This is a genomic window from Campylobacterota bacterium, from assembly GCA_020633995.1.
GTDB lineage: Bacteria > Babelota > Babeliae > Babelales > RVW-14 > JACKCO01.
On record JACKCO010000003.1, the window covers coordinates 57,507 to 81,751 of the forward strand.

The 24,245-nt window shown below is 44.5% G+C and carries 9 protein-coding genes; all 9 read left to right on the forward strand.

Annotated elements, in window-relative coordinates:
- Positions 1 to 43: 43 nt before the first annotated feature.
- Complete coding sequence (locus H6679_00265; GenBank protein ID MCB9492689.1) at positions 44 to 3,682, forward strand: hypothetical protein; 3,639 nt, start codon at positions 44 to 46, stop codon at positions 3,680 to 3,682.
- Positions 3,683 to 3,942: 260 nt separating this feature from the next.
- Positions 3,943 to 7,914 carry a hypothetical protein gene (locus H6679_00270; protein MCB9492690.1) on the forward strand — a complete coding sequence of 1,324 codons (3,972 nt, stop codon included), beginning with the start codon at positions 3,943 to 3,945 and terminating at the stop codon, positions 7,912 to 7,914.
- A gap of 222 nt (positions 7,915 to 8,136) precedes the next feature.
- A complete protein-coding gene (locus H6679_00275; protein MCB9492691.1) occupies positions 8,137 to 10,749 on the forward strand; it encodes a hypothetical protein in 2,613 nt (870 codons plus the stop codon).
- 291 nt (positions 10,750 to 11,040) lie between these two features.
- Positions 11,041 to 12,096 (forward strand): hypothetical protein, encoded by a 1,056-nt coding sequence (locus H6679_00280; protein MCB9492692.1) that lies wholly within the window; start codon positions 11,041 to 11,043, stop codon positions 12,094 to 12,096.
- A gap of 45 nt (positions 12,097 to 12,141) precedes the next feature.
- Positions 12,142 to 14,922 (forward strand): hypothetical protein, encoded by a 2,781-nt coding sequence (locus H6679_00285; protein ID MCB9492693.1) that lies wholly within the window; start codon positions 12,142 to 12,144, stop codon positions 14,920 to 14,922.
- Positions 14,923 to 14,939: 17 nt separating this feature from the next.
- Positions 14,940 to 18,257 carry a hypothetical protein gene (locus tag H6679_00290; protein MCB9492694.1) on the forward strand — a complete coding sequence of 1,106 codons (3,318 nt, stop codon included), beginning with the start codon at positions 14,940 to 14,942 and terminating at the stop codon, positions 18,255 to 18,257.
- Between the two features lie 38 nt (positions 18,258 to 18,295).
- Positions 18,296 to 22,156, forward strand: coding sequence for a hypothetical protein (locus H6679_00295; GenBank protein ID MCB9492695.1), 3,861 nt, complete (start codon positions 18,296 to 18,298; stop codon positions 22,154 to 22,156).
- Between the two features lie 65 nt (positions 22,157 to 22,221).
- The gene (locus H6679_00300; GenBank protein MCB9492696.1) at positions 22,222 to 22,983 is read left to right on the forward strand and encodes a hypothetical protein; all 762 of its coding nucleotides are present in this window, start codon (positions 22,222 to 22,224) and stop codon (positions 22,981 to 22,983) included.
- Positions 22,984 to 23,123: 140 nt separating this feature from the next.
- Positions 23,124 to 24,197 (forward strand): hypothetical protein, encoded by a 1,074-nt coding sequence (locus H6679_00305; GenBank protein ID MCB9492697.1) that lies wholly within the window; start codon positions 23,124 to 23,126, stop codon positions 24,195 to 24,197.
- Positions 24,198 to 24,245 lie beyond the last annotated feature (48 nt).

The window sequence follows — 24,245 nt, forward strand, 5'->3', positions numbered from 1 at the left end:
TATACAACTTATCCTTCAAGTATTTTAATAGAGGAATCAATCTATGAACCATCACGCTATTACGTATAAAAATAATTTGTTGACCATAATAATTTTATACTTATTTTCAACGTTTATCTGCACACTGCAAGCAAATCAGCAGCTCGGACTTCAGCGGTTCGGGCCAGCGGCAAGTCAATTACTCACCACACGACCAATGCCAATGCTGCTCACATATGGAAGTACCATAAAAATAAAAAACTCTGCATTGGTTGATACAACACTACGCAGTTTTGGAAAGGCCTATTATCACAACTACAATTCGCCGGGAATAAACAATCCTGACAACAATTTACGTACCTCATACCAAATGAGCGTTGGGGGCTCGCTCTCTTCAGACCAAACTGAGCAAGGCGCTGACGAATGGAAAATTAAAGCAGCCCATGGTCAAACAAAAAATGATGGTGAGATTGTACAGCATGGTGACGTTATTAGACTCGAGAACGTCAAATACAAAAAAAATCTTCACTCTCACTGGCTACCAGCAGCAGGTCTTAAATATAATCAAGAAGGTGGTTTTTCTTTCAATAATGATTTTTACCATGATGAGTTTTCAAATTATTTAACCTCCGCCTTTATCAACGCCAGCCATAAACCTCAAGAGGTAACGCTGTTTGGAAACAACGGGGAAGGCGATGGCAATGACAACTGGACCATAGAATATGAAGGTCAGAAGATCAAACTCAAACACGGTGGGGATCGTTACCTATATATTCCCGGTGTTACATTTGGCTATGACGGACAAGATAGCGACAATACCCGCAAACTCGAGCTTGTTGTTGCAACCGTCCGGAAACAAGATCTCAAGAATTTTTTGTCTAGTGATGTGTCTTTTGCAGGACTAGCAGAATTTGATGTTGAAGTTGTAAGATCAGCAATATTTGCACCTGCCATACAACCTCAACCATTAGCAATACAACCCGGGCTACCACTTGGTCAAATGGAACCATCACCAGCCATGCTTGAAAAGTTGCTAAAAGCCGCCACTGCTCAGGAAAGACTTACTCCTCAAACATTTACACAGCTCCCATCACTTGGATTTAACATTGCCGGAGCATGGTACGGCCTGGAAGGCGAACAAAACAATGTTGATATTGGATCAATGTTACAACAATTACTAGTTTTGAACCATCAACTTAGTATCCCTAGTGACCTTACTAAAGGACTACAATCTGTAGCCTTGGAACCACTCTCTGACCCAGCACCAGGAAAACAAAAAATTCTTGCCTACAATCTACAGGTTGGTGATAAATCTCTACACTTTAGAAACCCTGAAGGTATTAGCTCTCATCTAAAAACCATCTCCATTAACACAACTCCAGAAGACTTAAAACCTAATGTATCAGCCAGCAACATTGCACAAAAGGGTCTTCCTGCTGGATTTCCACCAATGTTTGCTCCAGCACCAATGCAAATTATGTGGGCATGGTATGGAACTGAGCAAAATAACACTGGCGCGGTAAAAGAAGTTGTTGCAAATTTAGCGCGCTATGGGTTTTTGTATATGCCAGACATTAAAGAAATGTTTAATGACACTGACACAACACCCAAAGAACTTGCTATCCATCTGCGTATGAAAAATCAAAGTAACTCATCAGAAACTTTTGATGTACATCTACGAGCCAACAACAACCAACCATTTCTTTTTTATCCTCTGGGCGACATGTCAGTCACGCTCCAAACAGAACTCAGACAAAGATTTGTTAAAACACTAAGAGATCCAAACTCAACCATGCAGGACATCGCTAATCTTATTAATCAAGGTGCTGATGTTAACTCCATCAATCCAACAACAAAAGAATCTGTTCTCATGGAAGCCATTGGCGCAACGCCAGGAAAAATATTTATCCTACTCAGCCAAGGTGCCGATCAGAACTATCAGCAACCAAACGAACCTAAGAAAACATTTCTCCATCTTTTAGTTGAGCGCGGTTATCAACTCTACCCAGACAGCAAACAACACGTTGCTGTGTACAAAATGCTACGTGATAATGGCCAATCCCCAACTAATCCCGACATACTTGATGCCAGCGGTAAAACACCACTACACGTAGCTTTTGAAAATAACCGCGACAAACAATGCAACATACTCTTTGAGTATTTTCGCCCAAGCATTGATGTTAAAGCACCTGAAGGACAGTCTGTACGTGAGCTGTATGATGGCGCTCGTCAAAATACAGACAATAACGTACCAGAAAGAAACACTTTACTAGAAGCAATTGCCAAGTACATTACTCCACCACTCTCACCTCAAGTTCAGCTGAACACAAATTTGTTTAATGCCATTTACCGCCATGATCTTGCTGGCGTCAAAAAAGCGCTAGATGACGGCGCTATGGTTGATGCAAGATACTCGTCAGGAACAGCACTCATGTATGCTATAGAGGGGACTCGTGCTTTTCAAATTCCTCCAAAAAGAACAACTCACATAATGTTTGATATCATTCTAGAACTCATAAATCGTGGCGCAGATGTTAACTTAACTCAAGCTCCCCATGATGATTCTATTTTAATGTTATGTATCAAAAAAGGTATGCCCACAAACATCATCAGCTCTATCATCAACCATGGTGCAAACATTGACTACATACATAACATTGGAATAAACAACACTGCACTCCATACGCTCCTTTCACTTGAGGAAGTTGAAACCAGCTATGGACGTGGAAATAATAGAAGCGTAAGTTACATAGACATTTATGAAGATGGTGATGAATACGTTGGCCGCGTCAACGATATACTCAACACCTTACTCGCCAATAATGCACAACCAAACATTTATAATAGGTATAACCAAACACCACTTAAACTTGCTTTCGACGTTGAAAACGCAACAGCATGCAACGCCCTGGTTGACGCAGGAGCCCGTATTGACGATCCTGTTGGCTTTGACGGCCGCAGCATGCGTGATCTTTTCCAAGCTTTACCAAACAGCGAATTTAAATTAGATATTGCTAAAACTTTTGGTCGTCCAGCAGAGACGCAATCTCCAGAGCGCCGCCTATTAAATGGAATATTGGCAAGCAACATTAGACTCGTCAGACAGGCAATTGCTGATGAAGCTGACATTAACACTCAAACGCATACTGGCCTTTCAGCATTGCAAGAATCACTTCGCGTTGCAGGCAACCTACATCGCCTTGGCAGATCTGACACTCAAGCAAAAGATATCGTTGCAGAAATTTTAAATAATGACCCAACACTGCCCGATGACATCGTAATAAACGGCGTCAAACTTGGAGCAAGTACTGATGTACTACACCTTCTCCTTGCAAGTGGTGCTGACATCGATGCACAGCCAAGTGCCTTTCCCAATACCGCGCTCATACACTTGATCAGTGACGGCTTACGCGTATACTCACGTGAACAAAAAGATGACATTCTTGATTGGTTTTTTGAAAACGATGCAAATCCAGATCTGATCAACAACCAAGGAGTCACTGCACTACACGCAGCACTCTTCAATCGAAATGTGCAAGATTTTGCCCGCCTTCGTCAAGCAGATGCAGACGTTACTGTCAAAGGCGACGGGGAACAGGCAAAATCAGTTAAAGACTACTATGATATGATTAAGAACTCTTCTAACAAGGCCTGGAGGGACTTTGCTCAAGCAATTGCAGAATACATGCCACCACAAAACTAAATCGCCACCTTAAACGCCAGAGTACATAAAGGGCGGGATGGATTGATCCATCCCGCCCTTTATAATTTGTCATAACCAGCATACTGCATCGCAGTGTCTCAATTCCCCAATTTTTAAAAAACCCTTTATTTTTCCATATTATTTCCATATTGAAATATTGACTTACATTTGTCAATGCATGTTATTATATATGTATAGTTATTAAAATTCATATTTTGATATAAAATTTATGCGTAAATCTTATGAAAAAGGAGAAGCAAATGCAGTTTATTACAGCATATACTAAGCCTATCAGACGTATTTTCAGTTTATTTCTTATACTTACCGTGGCTCTGGCACCATCAGTAAAAGCATTAACTATCACCGGTGCATGGTATGGCCTTGAAAATGGCCGCAACGTTGATGTTGCACCGGCTATGCGAGAAAAATTAAGCCAAGATGGTTACCTCAAATTAAGCAGTGACATGCTTGGGCAACTTAGAAATCGACAAGCCTATTTAGCTGAGATAGGACAGGTTAGATCCCCCGATTTCCGAGATCCAGCAGTAGATCAGCATAAAATAACTGCATACCAACTACGCACACCTCGTAATATTGTATTTAACTTTAGACACCCTGATGGGGTCACATCGCACTTAGTTCGACTCCAGGCAATGCCTTCACCAGACCCTCTTACCCCCGAATTAACTCAGGACGAGCTGCGAGCAAAAAATTTGCCCGCAGACTTCCCAACTATGTATGCCCCAGAACAAATAGAGGTGGTAAACACCTTTTACTATGGACCAAGTGGACATGGCCCGGCTCTTACCGAACGTGTTAGACAAAATGTAAAACAATATGGCTTTTTATACATGCCTAATCCAAAACAAATAACGCAAGACACAGGAACTGACGGACAACTGTTTGGCATACACTTGCGTATGCCCCATGCAAACAATCGCTCAGAAATCATTGATGTTTACGTACACCTTGTGGACAATGAACCTTTCATGTTCTACCCACTTGGTGATTTATCATTTTCTCTGCAACCTGCACAAACGCAAGCTCCCGTAGCCTCTGCAGAAGAAGACTCACAAACCGCCGTTGTAAGCGAGCACCCCGTGGGAGAAGAACTACGACAAGAAGAAGTTGGATCAACGCTGCCGGGTATCGGCTCTGCGCCACTCCCAGATGACGTCTCTGGTAATTTGAGATTTTTAGCTGGGTGGTTTGGCGTCGAACAGGGACAAGCCAAACCTATACCTGGGCAAAAACTGATCAATCGAGAAACCTCAATACTTGGTATTACTAACCCAAATCTCAGTCAGTATTTTGGCTTTGGGCCAACATCGAATCCCAATGAAATACTCGCCTATGCCCTACAAGCAAATGATATAATTTTAAATTTTAGGCTACCAAACGGCTTTACTACTAACCTTGTCCGTTTAGAAGGTCAAACTACCTCTCGGCCATTTACTCCGACAGCTGATCCTACAACCAAAACATTGCCCTCTGGCTTTCCTGCAATGTACGCGCCAGCTCCAATACAAATTCTAGGAGCCTATCATGCAGGTAACAATGTCACAGACCAAATAATCAACAATGTACAACAACACGGCTTTATTTTTATGCCCCAATCTATAAAAGCGACACTTTCAGATCCTGAAGATCGAAAAATTCTTGTCGTTGATCTACGCATGGCAAGTCACACAGATCCAACACAAAATCTTGATGTTAGAATATATGCGCATGACGATAAACCCTTCATATTCTACCCATTCTCAGACCACACAACGTTACCTGCAAGCGGTACACCAAAAACATTTTTCTCGGGCAACTTTAGCATAGAAGCAGCATACCATCGCGATGATTACAACTACCATCAAGGCATCGAATATGATTTTAGTGACCACCCTTGGTTTAACCAACCCGCGCGATATGGAGAAATGGCAGGCCACAGCGACGTAGCTCCACCACCAAACCCTGGTCACTCTATCCTGTACAGCATCCGAGATATACTTTCCCATCGAGGCTTTTTAGAATTTCCCGTCAATCTTCAAGGCTCACCAGTCTCACGCTTTAGTAACACGCTAATATCCTGTCACCTGCGCACGACAAATGGGATAGACCTTCACCTGAAATTACCTGCGGATATTACTTCTCACCTCGTAAGGCTTGAAGCTCAACAAGCACAAGGTCCATTCGTCGCTGATGTTGATCCTGCAACAATACGATATTTACCGGCAGGACTACAAACCGCTATAACAGCACCCGCCGCTATGCAAATCATAAACGCATGGCATGGCACACCACAAAATAACACTGACGTAACAGCTCAAATAAGAAGCAACTTACAACAAAACGGCTTTCTTTTTGCTCCACAAAGTTTTAAGCAAATTGTTGGAGACAGCGATCAAACACAAAAGTTGGTCAAAATTACTTTCCGCATGCAAGCCCAAGATCGCTCACAACAAACATTTGATTATACTGCCTATTTTTACGATGATAGACCATTTATGTTTTGCCCAATTAGCAGTACCATTGGAGGCTTTATAACCGAACGCCCACAAAATCAACAAGTCGTACAACAAGAAGTCGTACAACAAGCAACCCCAGATTTTACGACACCAGGACGTGGAGGCATTTCTTTTGACGTAGAGCGAAGAACAAACAATCCAGCAAATATCCAACTCATTTTCTCGACGCAACCACAAGGCCAAGGTGACTCGCTTACTGTAACACTTAACCATGATGGAATAATTCAAACTGACCATCAATACCCATCAGCTCAACTTAGCCGCGACACACAACAACACAGAAAAGATGGCTTATTCCCTGCTCAGAACCAAACAGGCAACTATGTAGTCACGGTAGACGGAGGCGGAACTCGTTATACAATAAAAAATGGTGTTAACATGTTTCGGTACCAGTTACCATGGGATCGATCTAACGTCGGTCAAAGTCAAGGCTTTCCTGTGCAGTATGTTACACTTAATGTATCAAGCAATACTGATCTTACGTTCAAGCAAAATCCGATAAAAGCAGCGACACCTGAAAACCTACCAGCAGCCACTCGTTCTTTTGCTCAGCCAGGAAAAGGTGGTATTTCGTTTCAAACAGCGTGGCCATTTAGTCTCAAGCTTGCAAGCACAGAAAAAGATGCTCGAGAAATTTATCCGACAAATAGCAAAGAAGCATGCATTCTGCACGTTCGAGAAGATCGTATAAAAACGCGCCTTGATGACTTTAGAGCTGATACCTATGATCCATATCAACACGATCTATTCGCCCCAAACAACAGCGAAGTCAGAAACTTTTTTATCAAGTTTGATTATCCCCACGCTATTATTTACAGCCAAAAAGGCGATGGTAGCTGGACTCTGCATAAAACCTTTGTTGACGCTGTAGACCCTTCCGGTGATGGTCAATTTATGATCCGCTTAAATGGCAACTGGCAACCTTCGCCAGCACAGCCTTCATTGCAAAACAAACTCCACTACGTTGACGTTGAACCCAACCTTATGCAAACACTCAAAGTATATCAAACCGTTGAGGAGCTTGAACGCGCAATGCCAAAGATTGCAAAAGTTGATGAAGCACTTTATACGGCCATTATCAATGACGACCTATGGGACGTTAAAGCTTCGCTTGCAGCTGGTGCAGATATTAGTAAATCTCCAAGTCGCTTTCAGGCGCCAATTATTGATGCTATAGTTGTAGCCGTTATGAAAAAATATCGCAACCAACCACCTTCTACCAAGATTATCAAAGAACTCCTCAACCGAGGCGCTAGCCTAGACGTAACATATCAAGGTAGTCCAATTCTCTCACTCTGTGTACAAGCTGGCCTACCTTTAATCGTTCTTGAAGAACTCATTAAAAATGATACTGCAAACTTAAATCAAACAGATTCCTACAACGCCACCTTTTTGCACAAACTCCTAACATTTAAAGATAGGCACTACCCAGAAAAAGATCGTCACGAAATAGAGGCTATTGGAAGCTTGTACCAAGCGCTTCGTGCAAAACGAATTGACGTCAACGTCTCTGATGATCGAGGTTATACCCCACTTCACATGGCCTTTGAAAAAGGTGATCGGAATGCATTTGATTTTCTTATGAGCAAAGATGCTCGCACAGACATAAGAAACGCTAGCGGCTACACCGTTCGCGAACTTTACGGCAAAGAGCAAGTTAATTCAAGACCCGAGCGTCGAGTGTTTATTGAACATATTAGTCGATACCTTAGATAAACAACCATGGGCAGAGGTTTCTAATCGCCTCTGCCCCTTCCGATTCAAACTCTTGCCCACATCAACAAAAAAGCCTAAAAACCACCCTTATGTGTAAAATATCTATTTGAAATTATTGACTTAACCATATCTATCTATGCTAAATTGGTACTATACATAGTAAAATAGCTATTAGTATGCCTATAAAAAGGTTTTTAAAATCTCTAAAACAGGGGGAAGGCAATGAAAACATTGCACAGAAGCATATCATTACGCATATTGGGCATGATCTTGGGCTTGTTGGGGCTCTCGTCATTTGCTCAAGCTGAAAATGTCCAATATGGCGATAAATTTGTGATTATACACACTATGCAGAGTGGTCGCGAGGCAGAATGGCCCAACAGAGAGATTGGCCTGCGAACATGGGGCTATGGTTTTGACGGCCGCGCAAATGCTGATTTTCAACAAGTATCCGGCTCACAGGGCACAGCAGAAGGTGACCTAATGCAAATAAAAGGTCCGAATGGCAATGAAAACAAGTCAGGTATTGTAAAAAGCGGCGATATAGTACAACTTTATCGTCCAAATGCTAATCGTTACCTATACTGTGATAGTGCCAGAACAAGTACAAACGAAAGTACGGCTAAAGAGGTTAGCTTTGTTACCAACCAAAGCGAAAAAACGAACTGGCGCGTTATTCTTGAAGGCAAAAACACGGGCGACGATTGGGTCAACAATGCTGGTCAATTTGTAAAGTTTCAACACGTTGAAAGCGGTGCATACCTCTACATCCCAGCTAGAAAAGTTTTTGACGTAAGACGTGGCACTAACCAACCAGGTCGAGATCGACACTACGTTATTGTAGCAAGAGCAGATAAAGCCGATGACAATGAAAGCAGATGGAAAATTAAAGAGCTACAAAAAAGCCCTACTCCTCCAGGCCAAGACACTCCACAAATAGTAACAAGACAAAGGCAAACACCACGCACTGATCCTACCGTTTATGCTCACAATCCATCGGAAGATAAAAACAAAATTAACTATGACTCAACGAATTGGGTCATTCCTGCCAGTGGAAACTGCCGCATCACTTTTGAAGTTGGCAAGGGACAATTTGATTTCTATGTAGCACTTTCAACAAGTTCACAACAATCACAAGGTGAAAATACAGATGGATACGTACTTGTTTTTGGTGGCTACGGAAATCAAAAATCAGTTATTGTCAAAGATGGTGATCCCTCAAATCCAATACACGAGGCAAGAGGATCCCTGGCAAATCCAGCTGACAAAAACAAATTTTGGATCGACTACCATAGTGACGGACGCATCAGGGCAGGTAAAGGCAACCCCGAAGAACAAGATTTGATCTTTGACTTCACTGACCCACAGCCTAAACAAAATGTCAAATATGTTGGCTTTGGCGGATGGGACCAACAAATCAATTTCAGCAGTATCACAGTTTCAGACATCCCATCAGGAGGTCCCGTTCTCCTGCAAACAAGAAGTCGAGCTCCAAGAGAGTCTCATGCAAGAACCGCTCAAATTCAGCCAGCAACAGCTGCGCTTCCTGAGCAGGGTAAGGGTAGTATGTCAATTGACGTTACCCGTGTTACCGATGGTCCTGCATCACTTGAGATTACTATCTCAGAAAACATCGCCAACAACACCCCAAGCGGCCTGATGTACAAAATCCTTGTTGCTCATGATGGAAAAATTACCTTTGAAGAAGCTGCAATGCTCGTCACAAAAAATGTACAAAACTTTTACCCCGCAGCTGCTGGTGATACAGGCACATACAATGTTACAATCGATGGCAACAAGCTAACCTTAGGCTTTGGGGGACAAACAGTTACACACCAATTTGAAGCAAGTTACCCAGTCCAGCACATTATTGCACGTTCAACAGACAGCAATAATCTGACCCTTGGCACCAGCATACAAACGGCAGCGCTACCAACAACTCCGGCTGACTTTACAACACCAGGTGAAGGTGGCATCTCATTTGATGCTAAACGCTTACGTGAAATGTCATCAATTGAACTAAGATTTTCAACGGAACCCGAAGGTCAAGGTGACTACTATACCGTCTACATTGATGACATGGAAGTCTACTTTGCTCAAGAGACAGGCGAACAATATGGTGGAGAACAAAGCTACGAACGAGGAGACTTTTTTCCAGCAGCGATTGATGAAAGTGCAAAGTATATTGTCAGCATCGATGGAGAAACAATTTCTGTAAACTGTAATGGCAGGTCACTCGAACATACTTTTAGCATCACAATCCCAGTAACTCATGTTGCCCTTAGCACAGATGCTGTTGAAGCCAGCAACGTTGTAAAGGCTGCAACACTTGCAGCGCTTCCAACACCACCACTTGACCCAGAAGCAGCCGTAACATTCTCACAAACCGAACAAGACATGAAAGATTTACAAGACTCTATGCAAACAAACTTGCAAACACTGAGCACACGTCTTGATAGCCTACGCAAAGGATTTATCAACACCGACACAGGCAAACCTGTCCAAGGCTTTGGAGAGTTTAGCGATGAACTACAAAGCGTGCAAAAACAAATCGGTGAAATAAAACAGTCAGTGCACAAACTGGTTGCAAGCCAAGCTGACAAGGTACATGTTGCTGAACTCGCCGATAACATAGAAGAACTTGATAACCAGATTGACAACATGGTCGTCAGAGTCGAAGCACGTATGCAAACAGCTGACCAAGAGCTTGATGCTATGCAGAAAAAGTTTAGCGACTCTATGCCTGACTTAGAGCCAATTAAGAGAAAGATGAAAGAATTAAAAGATAGACTTGGCAAAATTAATCTATCCAGACCTGCAACGCCAACTACATAAAAAATCTTATAAAAAAGAGGCGGTGACTACAAAGTCACCGCCTCTTTTTTGTTCTCAAAGCCAAACCCATTTCACCACCCTACTCATACCGAACCTATACCAACCCACTCGCTAAAGCCTCTGGCGACATTGACTAATGCCTAGGTTACTCTCACTTTTTAACAATATTTCTTTTTGTAAAATATTGACTTCAAGGGCTTATAAAATGGTACATTGGTACTAGGATTATAGTATACAAATGGTAAAAATGTAAAAAAGTACTTAATTTCACCTCTAAAAAGGAGAGAAATCATGATTATGTCGTCATTCTCGGGGCTTGGCACGAGACTTGTCTTACTCTTTGCCTTTACCTGTTGCCTGCAAATAAGTATGCACGCAGCAGAAGTACTTACAACTGAAGCTGCAGATGCCATCATTGCAAAACAGATTGAAGAGCAAAATCTGCTTACACAGCAGGACTTTGACACCACCATAGGACAAATGAACAAAGATCTTGATGCTGCAAAAAAGGCCTTGCTTGAAAGAGAAGACAATGCACCGGTATTCAAGGAAATCAACGACCAAATCACGAGCTTAACAACCACTATGAGTGCCGTTGTCGATAAGCTTGAAGACATGGATCAACGGCATGAGTCACTCTCCGGTGAGGTTAATGAAATGAAAAAGTCTATTCAAGCTCACCGTGAATTGATGGCAAAAGTTGAAGAAGAACGGGGTGAAATTTTTGAAACCAAAGAAACACTCCGTCGCGCAGGCCGCGGTGCCCGCGCAGTACTCGGCCAACAACGAGCAAGCGGCCGCGGCAGACAAGCAATAGCCGCCCCAACAACGAGTACGGCAATTGCGCCAACTACACCTGAAACCACTACAGCTGAGCAAACCCAACCAGAAGTCCCTGCAACTGTAGGTCGTCGAGGACGTGCAGCAAGAGGTGCAGCTGTAGCAAGAACAGGCGCAGCACCAACGACCAGAACAGGTCGCGCTGGGGGTCGAGCAGCCCGGGGTAGACAAGTAGCCCAGCCAACTCCAGCCGTCACAGCTGGCACACCAGCTCAGGCCGCGGTAGCTAGTCAACAAACTAGCCCTCGACGTGTAGCTCGTAGACGCCCTACAGCAAAAGCAGACACCACAACAGTGCAGGCTGCTGCTAGTGCAACACCGCGTGCAGCAGGACGTACCCGTGGGGCAGCACGTACCGCAACCCGTCAAGCTGGAGCCGCCCAACAGGCAACTCCAACCCGCGGACAGGCAACGCGTGGCAGGGCCCAGGCAGCGGCAACACGTGGTCGCACCCAAGCAAGACAGGCCGGTGGTGTACGCCAAACAAGACGGCAAGTAGCGCGCTAATAATGAAAGTAGCAAAAAATTAAGTAAACCGGTGAGAGGAAAACAATGAAGTCATGGTTATCAAAAAACATACTCTTCATCTCTATGTTAACTTTGGGATCACTATGTGGCCTGAACCTCTCATCTGCTTTCGCGCAAACAAATCCTGTTGTTTATGGACAAGAAATTAGCCTTGCCCTGACAACACGCCAAGACGCTGGTAGAAACATCATGTTAACCGGATCAGCAGAGCAATATACACATCCTAACTCATCAGGCCTTGGTCAAGTTTTTGGTAGCACAAACCCACAAAATAATGATGATGTGTGGATTATAGAAGCTCCACGGGGGAAAACACTCAACGACAGAAATCCTGTGACAAATACAGCTTACCGCGGCAGCCCACTCAAACACGCCAACGTCTTTCGATTAAAACATAAAAACACCGGCAAAACTTTGCATTACAAATACTTTGCAAGCAAGAGCCCAGACGGACAACATCCAGAAGCATGTCTTGATAGTGCAACAGGGGGAACCGCAACTGACGATCTTCAGCCTGTCGTTAACTGGGAGCAAAACGGACAAACAATTAATCAGTCAAACTTGCAAAATATCCCATGGCTTGAACACTATGACAAAATCACTATCAGACCCAAAGATATGCCCCAGTACTTTTACTATCCCACAACAAAGTACACAAACAACCAAGGGCAACAATACGTAGCATCGTGGATACACTCACATAACGCGCGAGGATTTTCACCATTTCCATTTTTTAAAATTACACAAGCTAGTCCAGCACCTCAACAACCCGTTACTCCTCAACCACCAGTAATGCAACAACAAGCACCTCAGCCAACGCCACAAGCACCTCAGCCAACGCCACAAGCACCTCAGCCAACGCCACAAGCACCTCAACCAGCACCATCAGCACCGGAACCGGTAACACCAAATCAACAGGTAACTCCGGCACCTATCACAGATGAAATTTTTGCTAACGTTTGGGCAATAGATACTGACAATAAAGTTCTTTTCCGTGAAGGCATTAGCCAGGACGATCCAATTGGAACCTCATGGTCCGAAGTTACCGGTCTACTGGCAAGCGATATCAGTGTAGGGCCAGACGGGAAAGTGTGGGCACTTGATACAACCAACGGTGGAGGAGGACACCAAATCTATTTCCGTGAGGGAATAACTGATAACAACCCTAAAGGTACAAGCTGGGCAAAAATTGATGGAGCGCTTGTTGTTATTGGAACCGGTCAGGAAGGACAGTTATGGGGTGTCAATGATGGAGATACGTTATTTTTCCGCGAAGGTATTACGCAAGATAACCCTAAAGGTACAAGCTGGAAATTTGTAAATCAAAACTTCAAATACGTTGATGCCGGAGCAAACAACAGTGTTTGGGCTACTGGAACATTTCCTGGCGTTGTCTACAGACACTGGGGCAATACAACAACACAACCAGGATCTACATGGTCACCTGTTGAGCGCTATGAAATCAAGCAAATTGCCGTTGGCCCCAATGGTCAAGCATGGGGTATTAACGCAAGCAACGAAGTTGTCGGGCGAGAAGGAGTAGCCAACACAAATCCTAAGGGCACAAGTTGGAAATCATGCGCAACCGACGCAAAGTTTGTTGGTGTAACAAAAGACAATCAAATTTGGATGGTTAAAAATGATAATAGCATTTGGGCATCCCAGACAGCTGATGTCAATGACATGCAGTGGGAGCAAGTAAGCGGAAGACTCATTAAAATCACTGGTGGTGGTATGCCTACTGGCTATGCTCCTCAATCAGTGCCAACACCAGAGCCCACCCCTGCCCCTGAACCTGAATCAAAACCCGAGCCAACAGATCCTACACCTGAAGAGCTCGCTGAAATTGCAACATTCCAGTCCGAACTAAAAAAACTCGATAGTGAGTCAAGATCACGCCAAGGACGTATTAGCGAACTTACCAAACAAGAATCATCACTTGAAAAACAACTTGATGAACTTGAAGAACAAATAGAAGAAAAACGTAAAGAGCTTGAAAACATCCTTGACAGCATCGAACAAGCTGAGAAGCGCCTGGAAGAACTTGATGCATTAAGGGATGAAATAACTGAAAAAACAGCTGAACTAGCAGGCCTTGAACAGCAACGCCAAGACAAAGAAAATGAACTCACATCACTGAGTAAGAAAGTCAAAGCAGAGGAAGAAAATCTGACTAATCTGGTTAGATCAAGAGACCTAAAACGTAGTAAGAATGCTCTTGAGGATGCTCTTGATGACCTTGAACTCTCTCTCGCTCAAAAAACCATCGAGGGCTCGGGCTTAATTAATAACTTACAAGCTGCCTTTGCTCAGCTGCAACCTACAATGGCTCAACTCCATCAACAAATCAGTGCTATAAACTTAACATACGCAAACATTGGCATACGTCTGCAAAGCACAAGAGGAATACTCATACTGAGAAATGTTAAGCAAACATTTAATACATCGTTTCCAAAACTTGCAGAAATCAAAAAAATATTAACAGCGCTCAAGTCTAAATTGGCAATTTTACAACAACCAGCCCTCGCGCAATATAAAGCGATACCAACACAGAGACTTGCACGCCCTACAGCAATCCAAAGTCAAATTAGTAGAACACGTGGACGTGGAGCCAGGGGAATCACACAAACTCCTAGACCAACAGCATCACGCCCAAGCAAAGCACGTAGTCAGCAAGCAAGACCAACTCGTGGACCCCGAAGTACACAAACAACAAGCACAACATCGCAACGAGGAGGACGTCAAACAACGCGTAGACAGCCTACAGGCAGGCAAACAACTCAACGTAAGAGAGCACGATTTTAAACCGTAAGGGATAAAAAATGAAAATAAAAAATGTATGTTACAAAATCATTGCCCTACTCTGCTTCACGTTGACAGGAACAGCAGTACAAGCAATGCAATTTGATCCCAACTTAGACAGGGTCAAAACTGATGCTCGTGGTAATGAATGGACTGTAAGTGTACAATCACGTTCTTACGGAGAGGAAACCATTAATTATTTACTCTTTAAAAAATCAGGTACAGAAAAGTGGCACACAGTTGGACTCACGCAAAACTTTATTATCCATCCAACAAAAGACCAAGTCTGGATCAATACCGCAGGAAACGTAGCTGCTCGAGGAGAGGTAAACTTTGTTGGTGATCGAGCAACAATAAAATGGGAAAAACTCGATATTGATACCGCAAATGACCTACGAATCATCGAAGTCGATGGAGAGCAACACTACGCCTTCACCAATACGTATGACAATAAAACATATTACTCGAAAACAGATGACCCTACAAATCCAATACTAACACCTCTTAATGCTCCAGTACTAGGAGCTGCGTGGATTCTTGGTTGGCCTAACAAAATTTATTTTAAAGAAGGTATCACTCCAGAAAATCCAAAAGGAACAAACATTTTCACCCTTATCCCCGATGTCAAAGCAAACGACATTAGTGTGAATATTCATGGCGAAACATGGGTTGCAGGCAAGGACGGCAACGTTTATCGAAGAAATGGCGTCACGCCACAAAACCCCAAGGGTGAAAGCTGGACAGAAATTACAAGCCCAACATTTACTCATATTTCTGTTGGCAAGGACGACCTCGTCCTGGCAATAGAAACAACAGTACCATGGACCAACAAGGATGATGTGGGTGAAACAAAGTTATATTATCGAGATGGCATCACTACCAACAACCCTACCGGCACAACATGGGTTGAGTTCCCAGACCAAACAATTAAATTAAGAGACACTGCAATAACACCATCCGGCAATATTTGGGGGCGTGCTCTAAATGGACAAAAACTTTACATTCGAGAAGGTGTATCAGCTCAAAATAAAATTGGTACAAGCTGGCGCGAAATTGAGTTACCTCAAGGTGTGAATAGCTCATTTGGCTTGGCCGCAGGTGGCAACACAGTCGTCTGCATTGATGGCAATGGTATTTATCGACGTACAGGCATAACAGCACAAAATCCTGGGGGTACAGGGTGGAGCAAAACCGCAGCAAATACATTGCGATACATCTCTGTTGGATCAAATGGTGATATCTGGGCATCAAACGTTGGTGGCATGGTCTACTATATTGCAGCTGACACCCTGGATAATCCAAAGTTTGAACAGATTTCTAACCTTAAAAAGGGCAAAGTGCAAAGAGGCGTTGGTGCTCAGGTAGCAATGTACAAATTATCTGTTAGCGGACCTCAACTTACACCAAAACCTGGGCAAAGACCTATCACAATGGCAGCAGCGCAATCAAGACAACAAACGCCCGCCACTGCAGTAAGCTTACAGCTGCCACCGAATCAAACAGCGGCAATACAGCTTCAAGGCCAAGATCAAACACCTGCACAGCAGCCTGACCCTGCCTCGAAACCGGCACAAACTCCAACTGATGCTGATCAAGAACCAGCTCAAAAGCAAAGCCAAGATCAAACACCTGCACAGCAGCCTGACCCTACCTCGCAACCAGCACAAACTCCAACTGATGCTGATCAAGAACCAGCTCAAAAGCAAAGCCAAGACCAAACGCTTGCACAGCAGCCTGACCCTACCTCGCAACCAGCACAAACTCCAACTGATGCTGATCAAGAACCAGCTCAAAAGCAAAGCCAAGACCAAACGCTTGCACAGCAGTCTGACCCTGCCTCGCAACCAGCACAAACTCCAACTGATGCTGATCAAGAACCAGCTCAAAAGCAAAGCCAAGATCAAACGCTTGCACAGCAGTCTGACCCTGCCTCGCAACCAGCACAAACTCCAACTGATGCTGATCAAGAACCAGCTCAAAAGCAAAGCCAAGATCAAACACCTGCACAGCAACCTGATCTTGCCTTGCAACCAGCACAAACTCCGGCATTGCCAATAGCCATATCAGCTCTTGATAAGGAAATTGAAAACGTCAAACAAGAAAAAGCTGATGTTGAACAGGAACTTAAAAATTTAGCCACAAAACATACTACCCTTGAAAAAAAACTCGTAGGACTAAATGCGCTCATTGCTCAACGCCGTGGCGAACTTAAAAAACTCAAAGCCGACATCACAGCTGCCGAAAAAAGATTAACTGAATTGACCGCAAAATATGAAGGTGATATTGCAGCAAAAGAGGCCGCTATTACCGAGTTACAAAGTGATGCAACAGCAACACAAGCTAAACTTGATAGTATAGCTGCACAAGCTGCACAACTAAGCAGACAAGAAGATTTATTGGCACTTGAGAAAAACCGACAAATACTTACGCAAAGACTGAACGCTATCGACTTTGCTAATGCTCAAGAGCTGGAAGCGGCTCGAACCGAATTAATGGCAAAGCTAAAAGAATTACAAGATATGAAACAAACTCAAGAGAATGCAGACGAACAACAACTCATAGCCATTAATGGCCAACTGCAGTCCTTTGGCACGATGCTTGCCAATGTTGAGCAAGCAATCCAAACACTAGAGCAAAAACAAGATGCCTTAAAAACAGAAATAACCCCTACACAAACAGCACAAACTGAAGCTACTCCCCAAGCAACAGAGGAAGCAACCACGCTTGTAGAAACCACACAACCAACAACCCTAACTCCCGCTCAATCAACAGCGACAGAAACAATCCCGGCAATAACTCATGCTGAAGAAAGTACAAAACAAGCAGCTCCTAACACCATGCCACAAACACAACCACAAACTGTAACTACCCAGGCTGTCGCTGCTGTTCAAGAAACCGCTACACAAAATACGACAACGACACCTGAAGCGTTTTCATTTACTGATGGAACAGGTCTTGAACTCGGCCAGGAATATGATCCAACCGCCATTCCAACCCTTGCGGTCATGCCTGAACAATCAGATTTTATTATTGTCGAAGAATATGAAACTGATCCTGTTACCGGTCAAACCGTCGTACGTAAACGTCTTGCCCGCAGACCTGAACGAGGCAGACAAGCGACAACAACGCCGACAGAAGCAGAACAAGTAATACCTCAGACTACCACAGGACGAGCTCGTACATCGCGTAGGCAAGCCCAACCTACCCAGGCAACAAGGGCTACACGGGGAAGACAGACAACACAACAAGCAACACGTCGTGAACCAACCCGACAACCATCACGACGACAAACGCAGCAACCAACCCAACGACAACAAAGAAGTAGAACTAGATCTTAAAAGCGTAAAAAATAAAAACAGATAAAAGGGAGAAAGCAATGCAAGCATTATTTCGTACCAAAAAATTCCAGGCCGTGCTCCTTGGCGCACTAGGTCTGCTTCTTTTGGGCACTGCCTACGTCAAAGGCGAAGCGCAGGTACAACTGACCGCTGCAAGTGGTTCTGCCATAGATTTTTTGTATGATCGTTATGGCGCACGACTTGTTGTTAACGGACCCGTCAAGTACGGTGATGTTGTTCGCCTGGTCTCAGAAAACAAGAAAAGTAATACGGATGATCCATCGGTACCATTCGGCTCCAAAAAAATACGATACAATGGTCGAGACATCGCGCTTCACCACACCGGACTCAAGTACGGACCATTTCAACCAATACCGTTGGGTCAGGTTTCTGGTAACATTGCCCAGGATATGAAAGATTTTTGGATTGTTAAGCCGCCACACGGCAAGACGCTTGATGATGTTTCTCCCGAATCAAATAAACCATACAAGCAAACTGACGTAACCTCAGGAAGCACTATTCGTCTGACACATCTAACGACACAAACAAACTTGCACTCAAATGCAGGTGTACAAGCACCAGATAGAGAGAACCAACAAGTTGCGACTTCCGGAAAAGATGGCATTGGCGATACTGGAGACAACTGGGTACTTGAAATTGATGGTGGTAGTGTATGGGATAGAGCAACAAGCACCGTAAAACTCAAACATAAGAGAAGTGGTAATTACCTTTTCTTCCCAGGAACCACGTGGAACGCTGGTTACTACTCAACCCAAGACACCGGCTATCATTACATTACAGCTGCAGCTCCAGAAAGTGACATTACAAACAATTCTCACATCCTAAAATTTAAGATCGAAGAAGAAGATCTTGCTGGCCTCCCTGCAGAATTTAACTTGGTTGATGACGCCTCAACACCAGCCATTATCTATGGCCAACCAATTCAAATTGCAAACTCGTATAGAAAAGAAAATGGTAAAGATATTTACCTACATAGAACGGGCATGAAATTTTCAACGTTTGATCGACGAGGTTCTTCGCCAGATGATGAACAGGTTACCGCTTCGTTTAAAGACGATGATAAAGACTTTTGGGTAATTTTACCAGCAAATGGCATGAGCCTTGACAGTACACATCCAAAGTCTGGCAAACCATATTCTCAAAGCCCTATTTATAATGACGACGTCGTTCGCATTCAACACCAGGGCAGCGGCAAATATCTCACATCACTGATTGGCATTGAAGCACCCTTTCCCGCTGATCTTTATCAGATTATTACCACGACTGATCAAGATGACGATAAAAATAACTTTGTCATTGGCCTAACAGGCAAAACAGCCGATGATGTTTGGCGCACAGGGTTTAATGGCGTAAGCTTTAGGCACGCTCAAACCAACAATACACTTTTCTTTCCTGGTGACAAATTCAATATTTTCTTCTGGCCATGGATCAAAAATACCATACCACGCCAAACAACACTTATGCCTCACGAAGAACACTTCATTGTTGCAGGAATACGCACACCTGACCTTTCAAGAATGATGGGTAATCCAGACCTTAAATCGATTGCACTAACCCACCTTTTCCAAGCAAAAATAGGAGAAGGCGACTTGAAGCGACTTGCAGAACTTGAGCTCAAACGCAAAGCAGCAGAAATTCCACCGCTACAAGAATCTGTTATTGGTGTAAACGGCCACACATGGGCACTTACTGTCGATGATGCACCAGACTCACCAGGGAACAAACGTGTGTATCATAAACCTACTGACGAATGGATTGAGGTCACTGGTAGAGCTCTCAAACAAATAGCTGTAGGACCGAACGGTCAACTTTGGGGTGTCAATACTGACGACGACATCTATGCGCGCGAAGGTATTACACCTACAAGAACAATCGGCCAAAGTTGGACTAAGGTACCTGGAGCGCTTATCAACGTTACCATCAAGGATGATGGCTCTGTAGAAGGTCTTAACAGGGATGACCTTTTCTGGGTCTCTGATTCTGGAGATTCAAAAAATCCAGAATGGCGTAACGATCCATTTGGCTATCAACCGGATAGCTTTGTTCAAACAGTAACCGGACCTAACGGCCATGAATGGGGGCTAACCGCCAGACGTGAGGGTCCTAACTACCACGTCTATGTTAAAAAAGATGATCGATGGATGCGTGTTAAAGATGGAGCTCTAGAGCAACTCGCAGTTGACGCAAATGGTAACATCTGGGGTAGAAACAACGAAAACACTATCTTCTACCACGCTTTTGACATTCCAGACAGCGGACAACCAAACTGGATCAACGTAGCCGGCGCACAACTAACTCGTGTGGATATTGATAGTACAACAGGTCAAGTTTCTGGACCTGGCGTTGATGGCGAACAATATATTTCTCAAACGGGCGATCCTAGAGATCCACAATGGATCACCGAAACGGAATTGAAACGTCGTAAAGAAGACGCCGAACTTAAGAAGACAGAAGAGGCTGAACCTAAGACAGAAACAGAAGAGACTAAACCCAAGAAAGTAGAAGCTATCGAGAAGAAGGTGGAAGAAGTCGCACGTAAAGCCAGAGAAGCAATACTCAGCGAGGCAAAAACAGAACTTGGTACTCTTACAGCCAGCCGAGATGCTCGACAAGCAAGCGTAACAACACTTGAAGGTGATGTTAAGGCAAAAAGCTCAGAACTGAAATCCCTCGAGGCCGAAATCAAACGTGAGCAAGCACGCCTTGATGGCTTACTCAAAACAATCGAAGCTGAAGAAGACAAACTTGGTGGCGAGCTGGACAAACTCAACGAAGCACTTGCAGCAGAAAGAAAACGTCTAGGTGAACTTGAGGGCGAACTTAAAGGTGAACAAGCAAAACTCAGCCAAGCTCAAGAGCGTACACAAAAACGAATTTCAGTAGAAAATCGAGAGTTAATTATCAATCGCCTCACAGAACAAAAACTCTTAACACAAGAACAGTTTGCAACTTCACAACAAGCAATTCAAAACAAAATTGCAGAGCTAGACAAGATACAGAGCGATCAGGCAACAAGAGACCGAACAGCACTCACTAATATCTTAAATCAACTACAGGCACTTACTCCTGCAATGGAAGGCATCCAAGAAAAAACTGAAGCCATAACTGGCAAGCAAACGACCATAACAGAACACATGCAAGAGCTTGACAAGAAAAAGGTTGCAGCCGAGGAAGAAGCGGTTACACAGCAAGCTGAACAACCTACACCTTCAACCACGGAGCCAGCAGCACAACCAACGCCTCAAGCACCAATACAAACAAATGTCATATCAGAGCCAACAGCAACAGAAGCAACAACCCCTGACACACCGGTTCAAGCAGCTGTAGAACAAGAAGCTACAACCGAGCCAACAACAGAAGAAATAGCAGCACCCGCTGCTACAGTTCCCGCAGTCGCTGCAGCACGCACAAGACGTGGTAGAGTAACTCGCACCCCGGCCACGACAGAGACTGGCGCTGATACCACAAGCGAGCAACCGGCACAACCGACAGCAACAACACGTAGAGGGCGAACCTCACGCAGTCCTGTTGCAGGGGCAACCAGAACACGTGCTGCCACAGCGCGCCGAGGCAGGCAAGCAGTCTCAACAGATGACCCAGCGCAAGCAGCAGTCGCTCAAAGTGATTCAGCAACCCCGACCCGCGGTAGAGCAACCCGTAGCAGAGCCACCCAAACGACCGGTACTGCTACAACACGTAGAACCCGAGCAACGGGCAGACAAGCGGTAGCTCAACCAGCTGGCGCAGCAACAACTCGTCAAGCAGCCCGTAGCCGAGGCGGCGCTCGTAGACAAACAGCTGACCAACAACCAACCAGAAGACAAGCACGCACTCGTCAAGCCACAGAACAAACAACACGAAGAAGCAGAACCAGATAACATAAAGAAGTAAAAAAAAGGTGGGTAGAATTTAATTCTACCCACCTAAATAAAAAAGGGGAACCATGTTGCACTTTATAGCGCCCTCCAAACAAGCTCCACGCTCTCTAAAGATCGGGCCTCTTATTCTCGTAATCTTTTCTCTGCTTGTACTGCAAACTTCAAAAGCGGCCATCGCTGACGATATTAGTGCGCTACAAAAGCAACTTACGCAACTAAAACAAGACTACGAGAGTGCAATGATGTCTCTACAAGGCCTAGTTGACAATCGGGTTGCACAACAAATTCCAAATTTCACTCAGCCATTTGAAGCACAACTTGTACAACTTAACGCAGAGCTTGACGCTCTCATTCCTACCTTAGCAGAGCAAGTAACACCCGCTATCAAACAAAAAGTACAAGATATTATTAGCGATGAAATTAACACCCATATCCAAAACAGTGTCGATCAGTCGGTAAATAGTGCATTTTTAAACGAATTCCAAGGAACTATTGATACCGAAGTGCTAGGACAAGTTAGGCAAATTGTGCAAGAACGCATAGAGCCAATATTGCAGGACGTCCAAGCTATACAGGCAACACTTACACCTGAGTCAGCATCCACAGTTGATATCACAACTCCTCAGCGTGCACAGCAGGCTCGTGGTCGCGGTCGTGCTCCTCGTGCAACGCGCACGTCTGGACGCGTAAGAACGGCTCCACAAGGTCGTGAGGACAGAACGACGTCCCGCGCTAGAGCACAAGTCCAACCTACACGCTCGACAACTCGCAGCACTGAACGACAAACAACATCTACAGACCGTACTCGTCGCAGTCGGGGATCTTAAATATAGTGGAGGTAGTACAATTAAATTATTTCTTATTTGAAAATATTGACTTATAGGGAACTGTCTGTGATAAAGTGATATTAGAGCCTTTATAATTGATACAATATACGTAAAAAAACCGTATACTTAGGGGGAACAGAATGAACGCCTACAAACTCATTCAAGTAAAATTGGCAAAAAGTTTATTATTTTTTGCCCTGCTTATTGCAGGATCATCACAACTTGCCTTCGCCGCAGAGGCAGAAGAAACAGTTGCAGTCACGCCTGAACAAGTAGTTACAGAACAGCTTGCAAAGCAGAATTTGGCAACAGGAGCAGACGTTGATGGACTTATGAATAATGTACTTGCCAATTTAAAAGAAGCTGGGCAAGCACCAGAGGTTCAGTCAGATCAATTGAAAGCTGTCTTTGATCAACTTAACTCCTTCAATAGCGCAGTCGGAAACATCGCCCAAGCAATAAAACAAATAGATGAATCACAAAAAGCAATCGAACAACAGGTTAACACCATTCGGCAACAACAAGAAGAAAAAAAAGGTGGCCGTATGGAAAGGTTTGCACAGCGTATGACCGAGCAAGCAGAACCAGGTGTTACTGAGACGGCAACCGGGCAAACCCCGACCGAGCCAACAACCGCAACTCAAGTAGCGCAGGTAGCGCAAGCTCAACGAGGTCGCGCATCACGCCGTGCAGGCGGAGTCGCACGAGGCAGACGAGGTGAACCTACACCTGCAATCGTCCAGGCAGATCAAGCAGCCGATCAAACGGCGGGTCAAGCAGCTGCAGCTCCAGTAGCGACAAGAGGCCGTGCTCGAGTTACACGCGGTGCCACAACAAGACAAGCAGCGGCCGGCACACCAACACGCCGCGGAGCTAGAGGCACTCCAGCCGCTAGTCCAGCACAACCTGCAACAACCCAGGAAGCAGCAGCTCCAGCTACCCCGACACGAGGCAGAGCAACACGCGCAGCAGGCGCAGCTCCAACAGCCAGTCGTGCAACACGTGGGCGAGCTACACGGGCCGCTGGTGCAGTCTCACCTACTCGAGGCCAAGCAGCAGGCAGACAAGCAGCAGCTGATGCAACACGAGCCACACGCGGACGTCAAGCTCAAGCAAGTGGCGTACCACGTACCCGTCAAGCCGGACAAACTCGTCGCCAGGCAGCAGCTGGCGGTGGTGGAGCTCGTCAAACAAGAGCAACAGCACGTGGATAAATTTTTTTTAGATTAAAAAAGTTAAATAACTCATTTAAAAAAATAGAT

Bases quoted from the DNA above. Each gene is read 5' to 3' on its own strand.
- H6679_00265 (MCB9492689.1), top strand. From the start codon at position 44: ATGAACCATCACGCTATTACGTATAAAAATAATTTGTTGACCATAATA.
- H6679_00270 (MCB9492690.1), top strand. From the start codon at position 3,943: ATGCAGTTTATTACAGCATATACTAAGCCTATCAGACGTATTTTCAGT.
- H6679_00275 (MCB9492691.1), top strand. From the start codon at position 8,137: ATGAAAACATTGCACAGAAGCATATCATTACGCATATTGGGCATGATC.
- H6679_00280 (MCB9492692.1), top strand. From the start codon at position 11,041: ATGATTATGTCGTCATTCTCGGGGCTTGGCACGAGACTTGTCTTACTC.
- H6679_00285 (MCB9492693.1), top strand. From the start codon at position 12,142: ATGAAGTCATGGTTATCAAAAAACATACTCTTCATCTCTATGTTAACT.
- H6679_00290 (MCB9492694.1), top strand. From the start codon at position 14,940: ATGAAAATAAAAAATGTATGTTACAAAATCATTGCCCTACTCTGCTTC.
- H6679_00295 (MCB9492695.1), top strand. From the start codon at position 18,296: ATGCAAGCATTATTTCGTACCAAAAAATTCCAGGCCGTGCTCCTTGGC.
- H6679_00300 (MCB9492696.1), top strand. From the start codon at position 22,222: ATGTTGCACTTTATAGCGCCCTCCAAACAAGCTCCACGCTCTCTAAAG.
- H6679_00305 (MCB9492697.1), top strand. From the start codon at position 23,124: ATGAACGCCTACAAACTCATTCAAGTAAAATTGGCAAAAAGTTTATTA.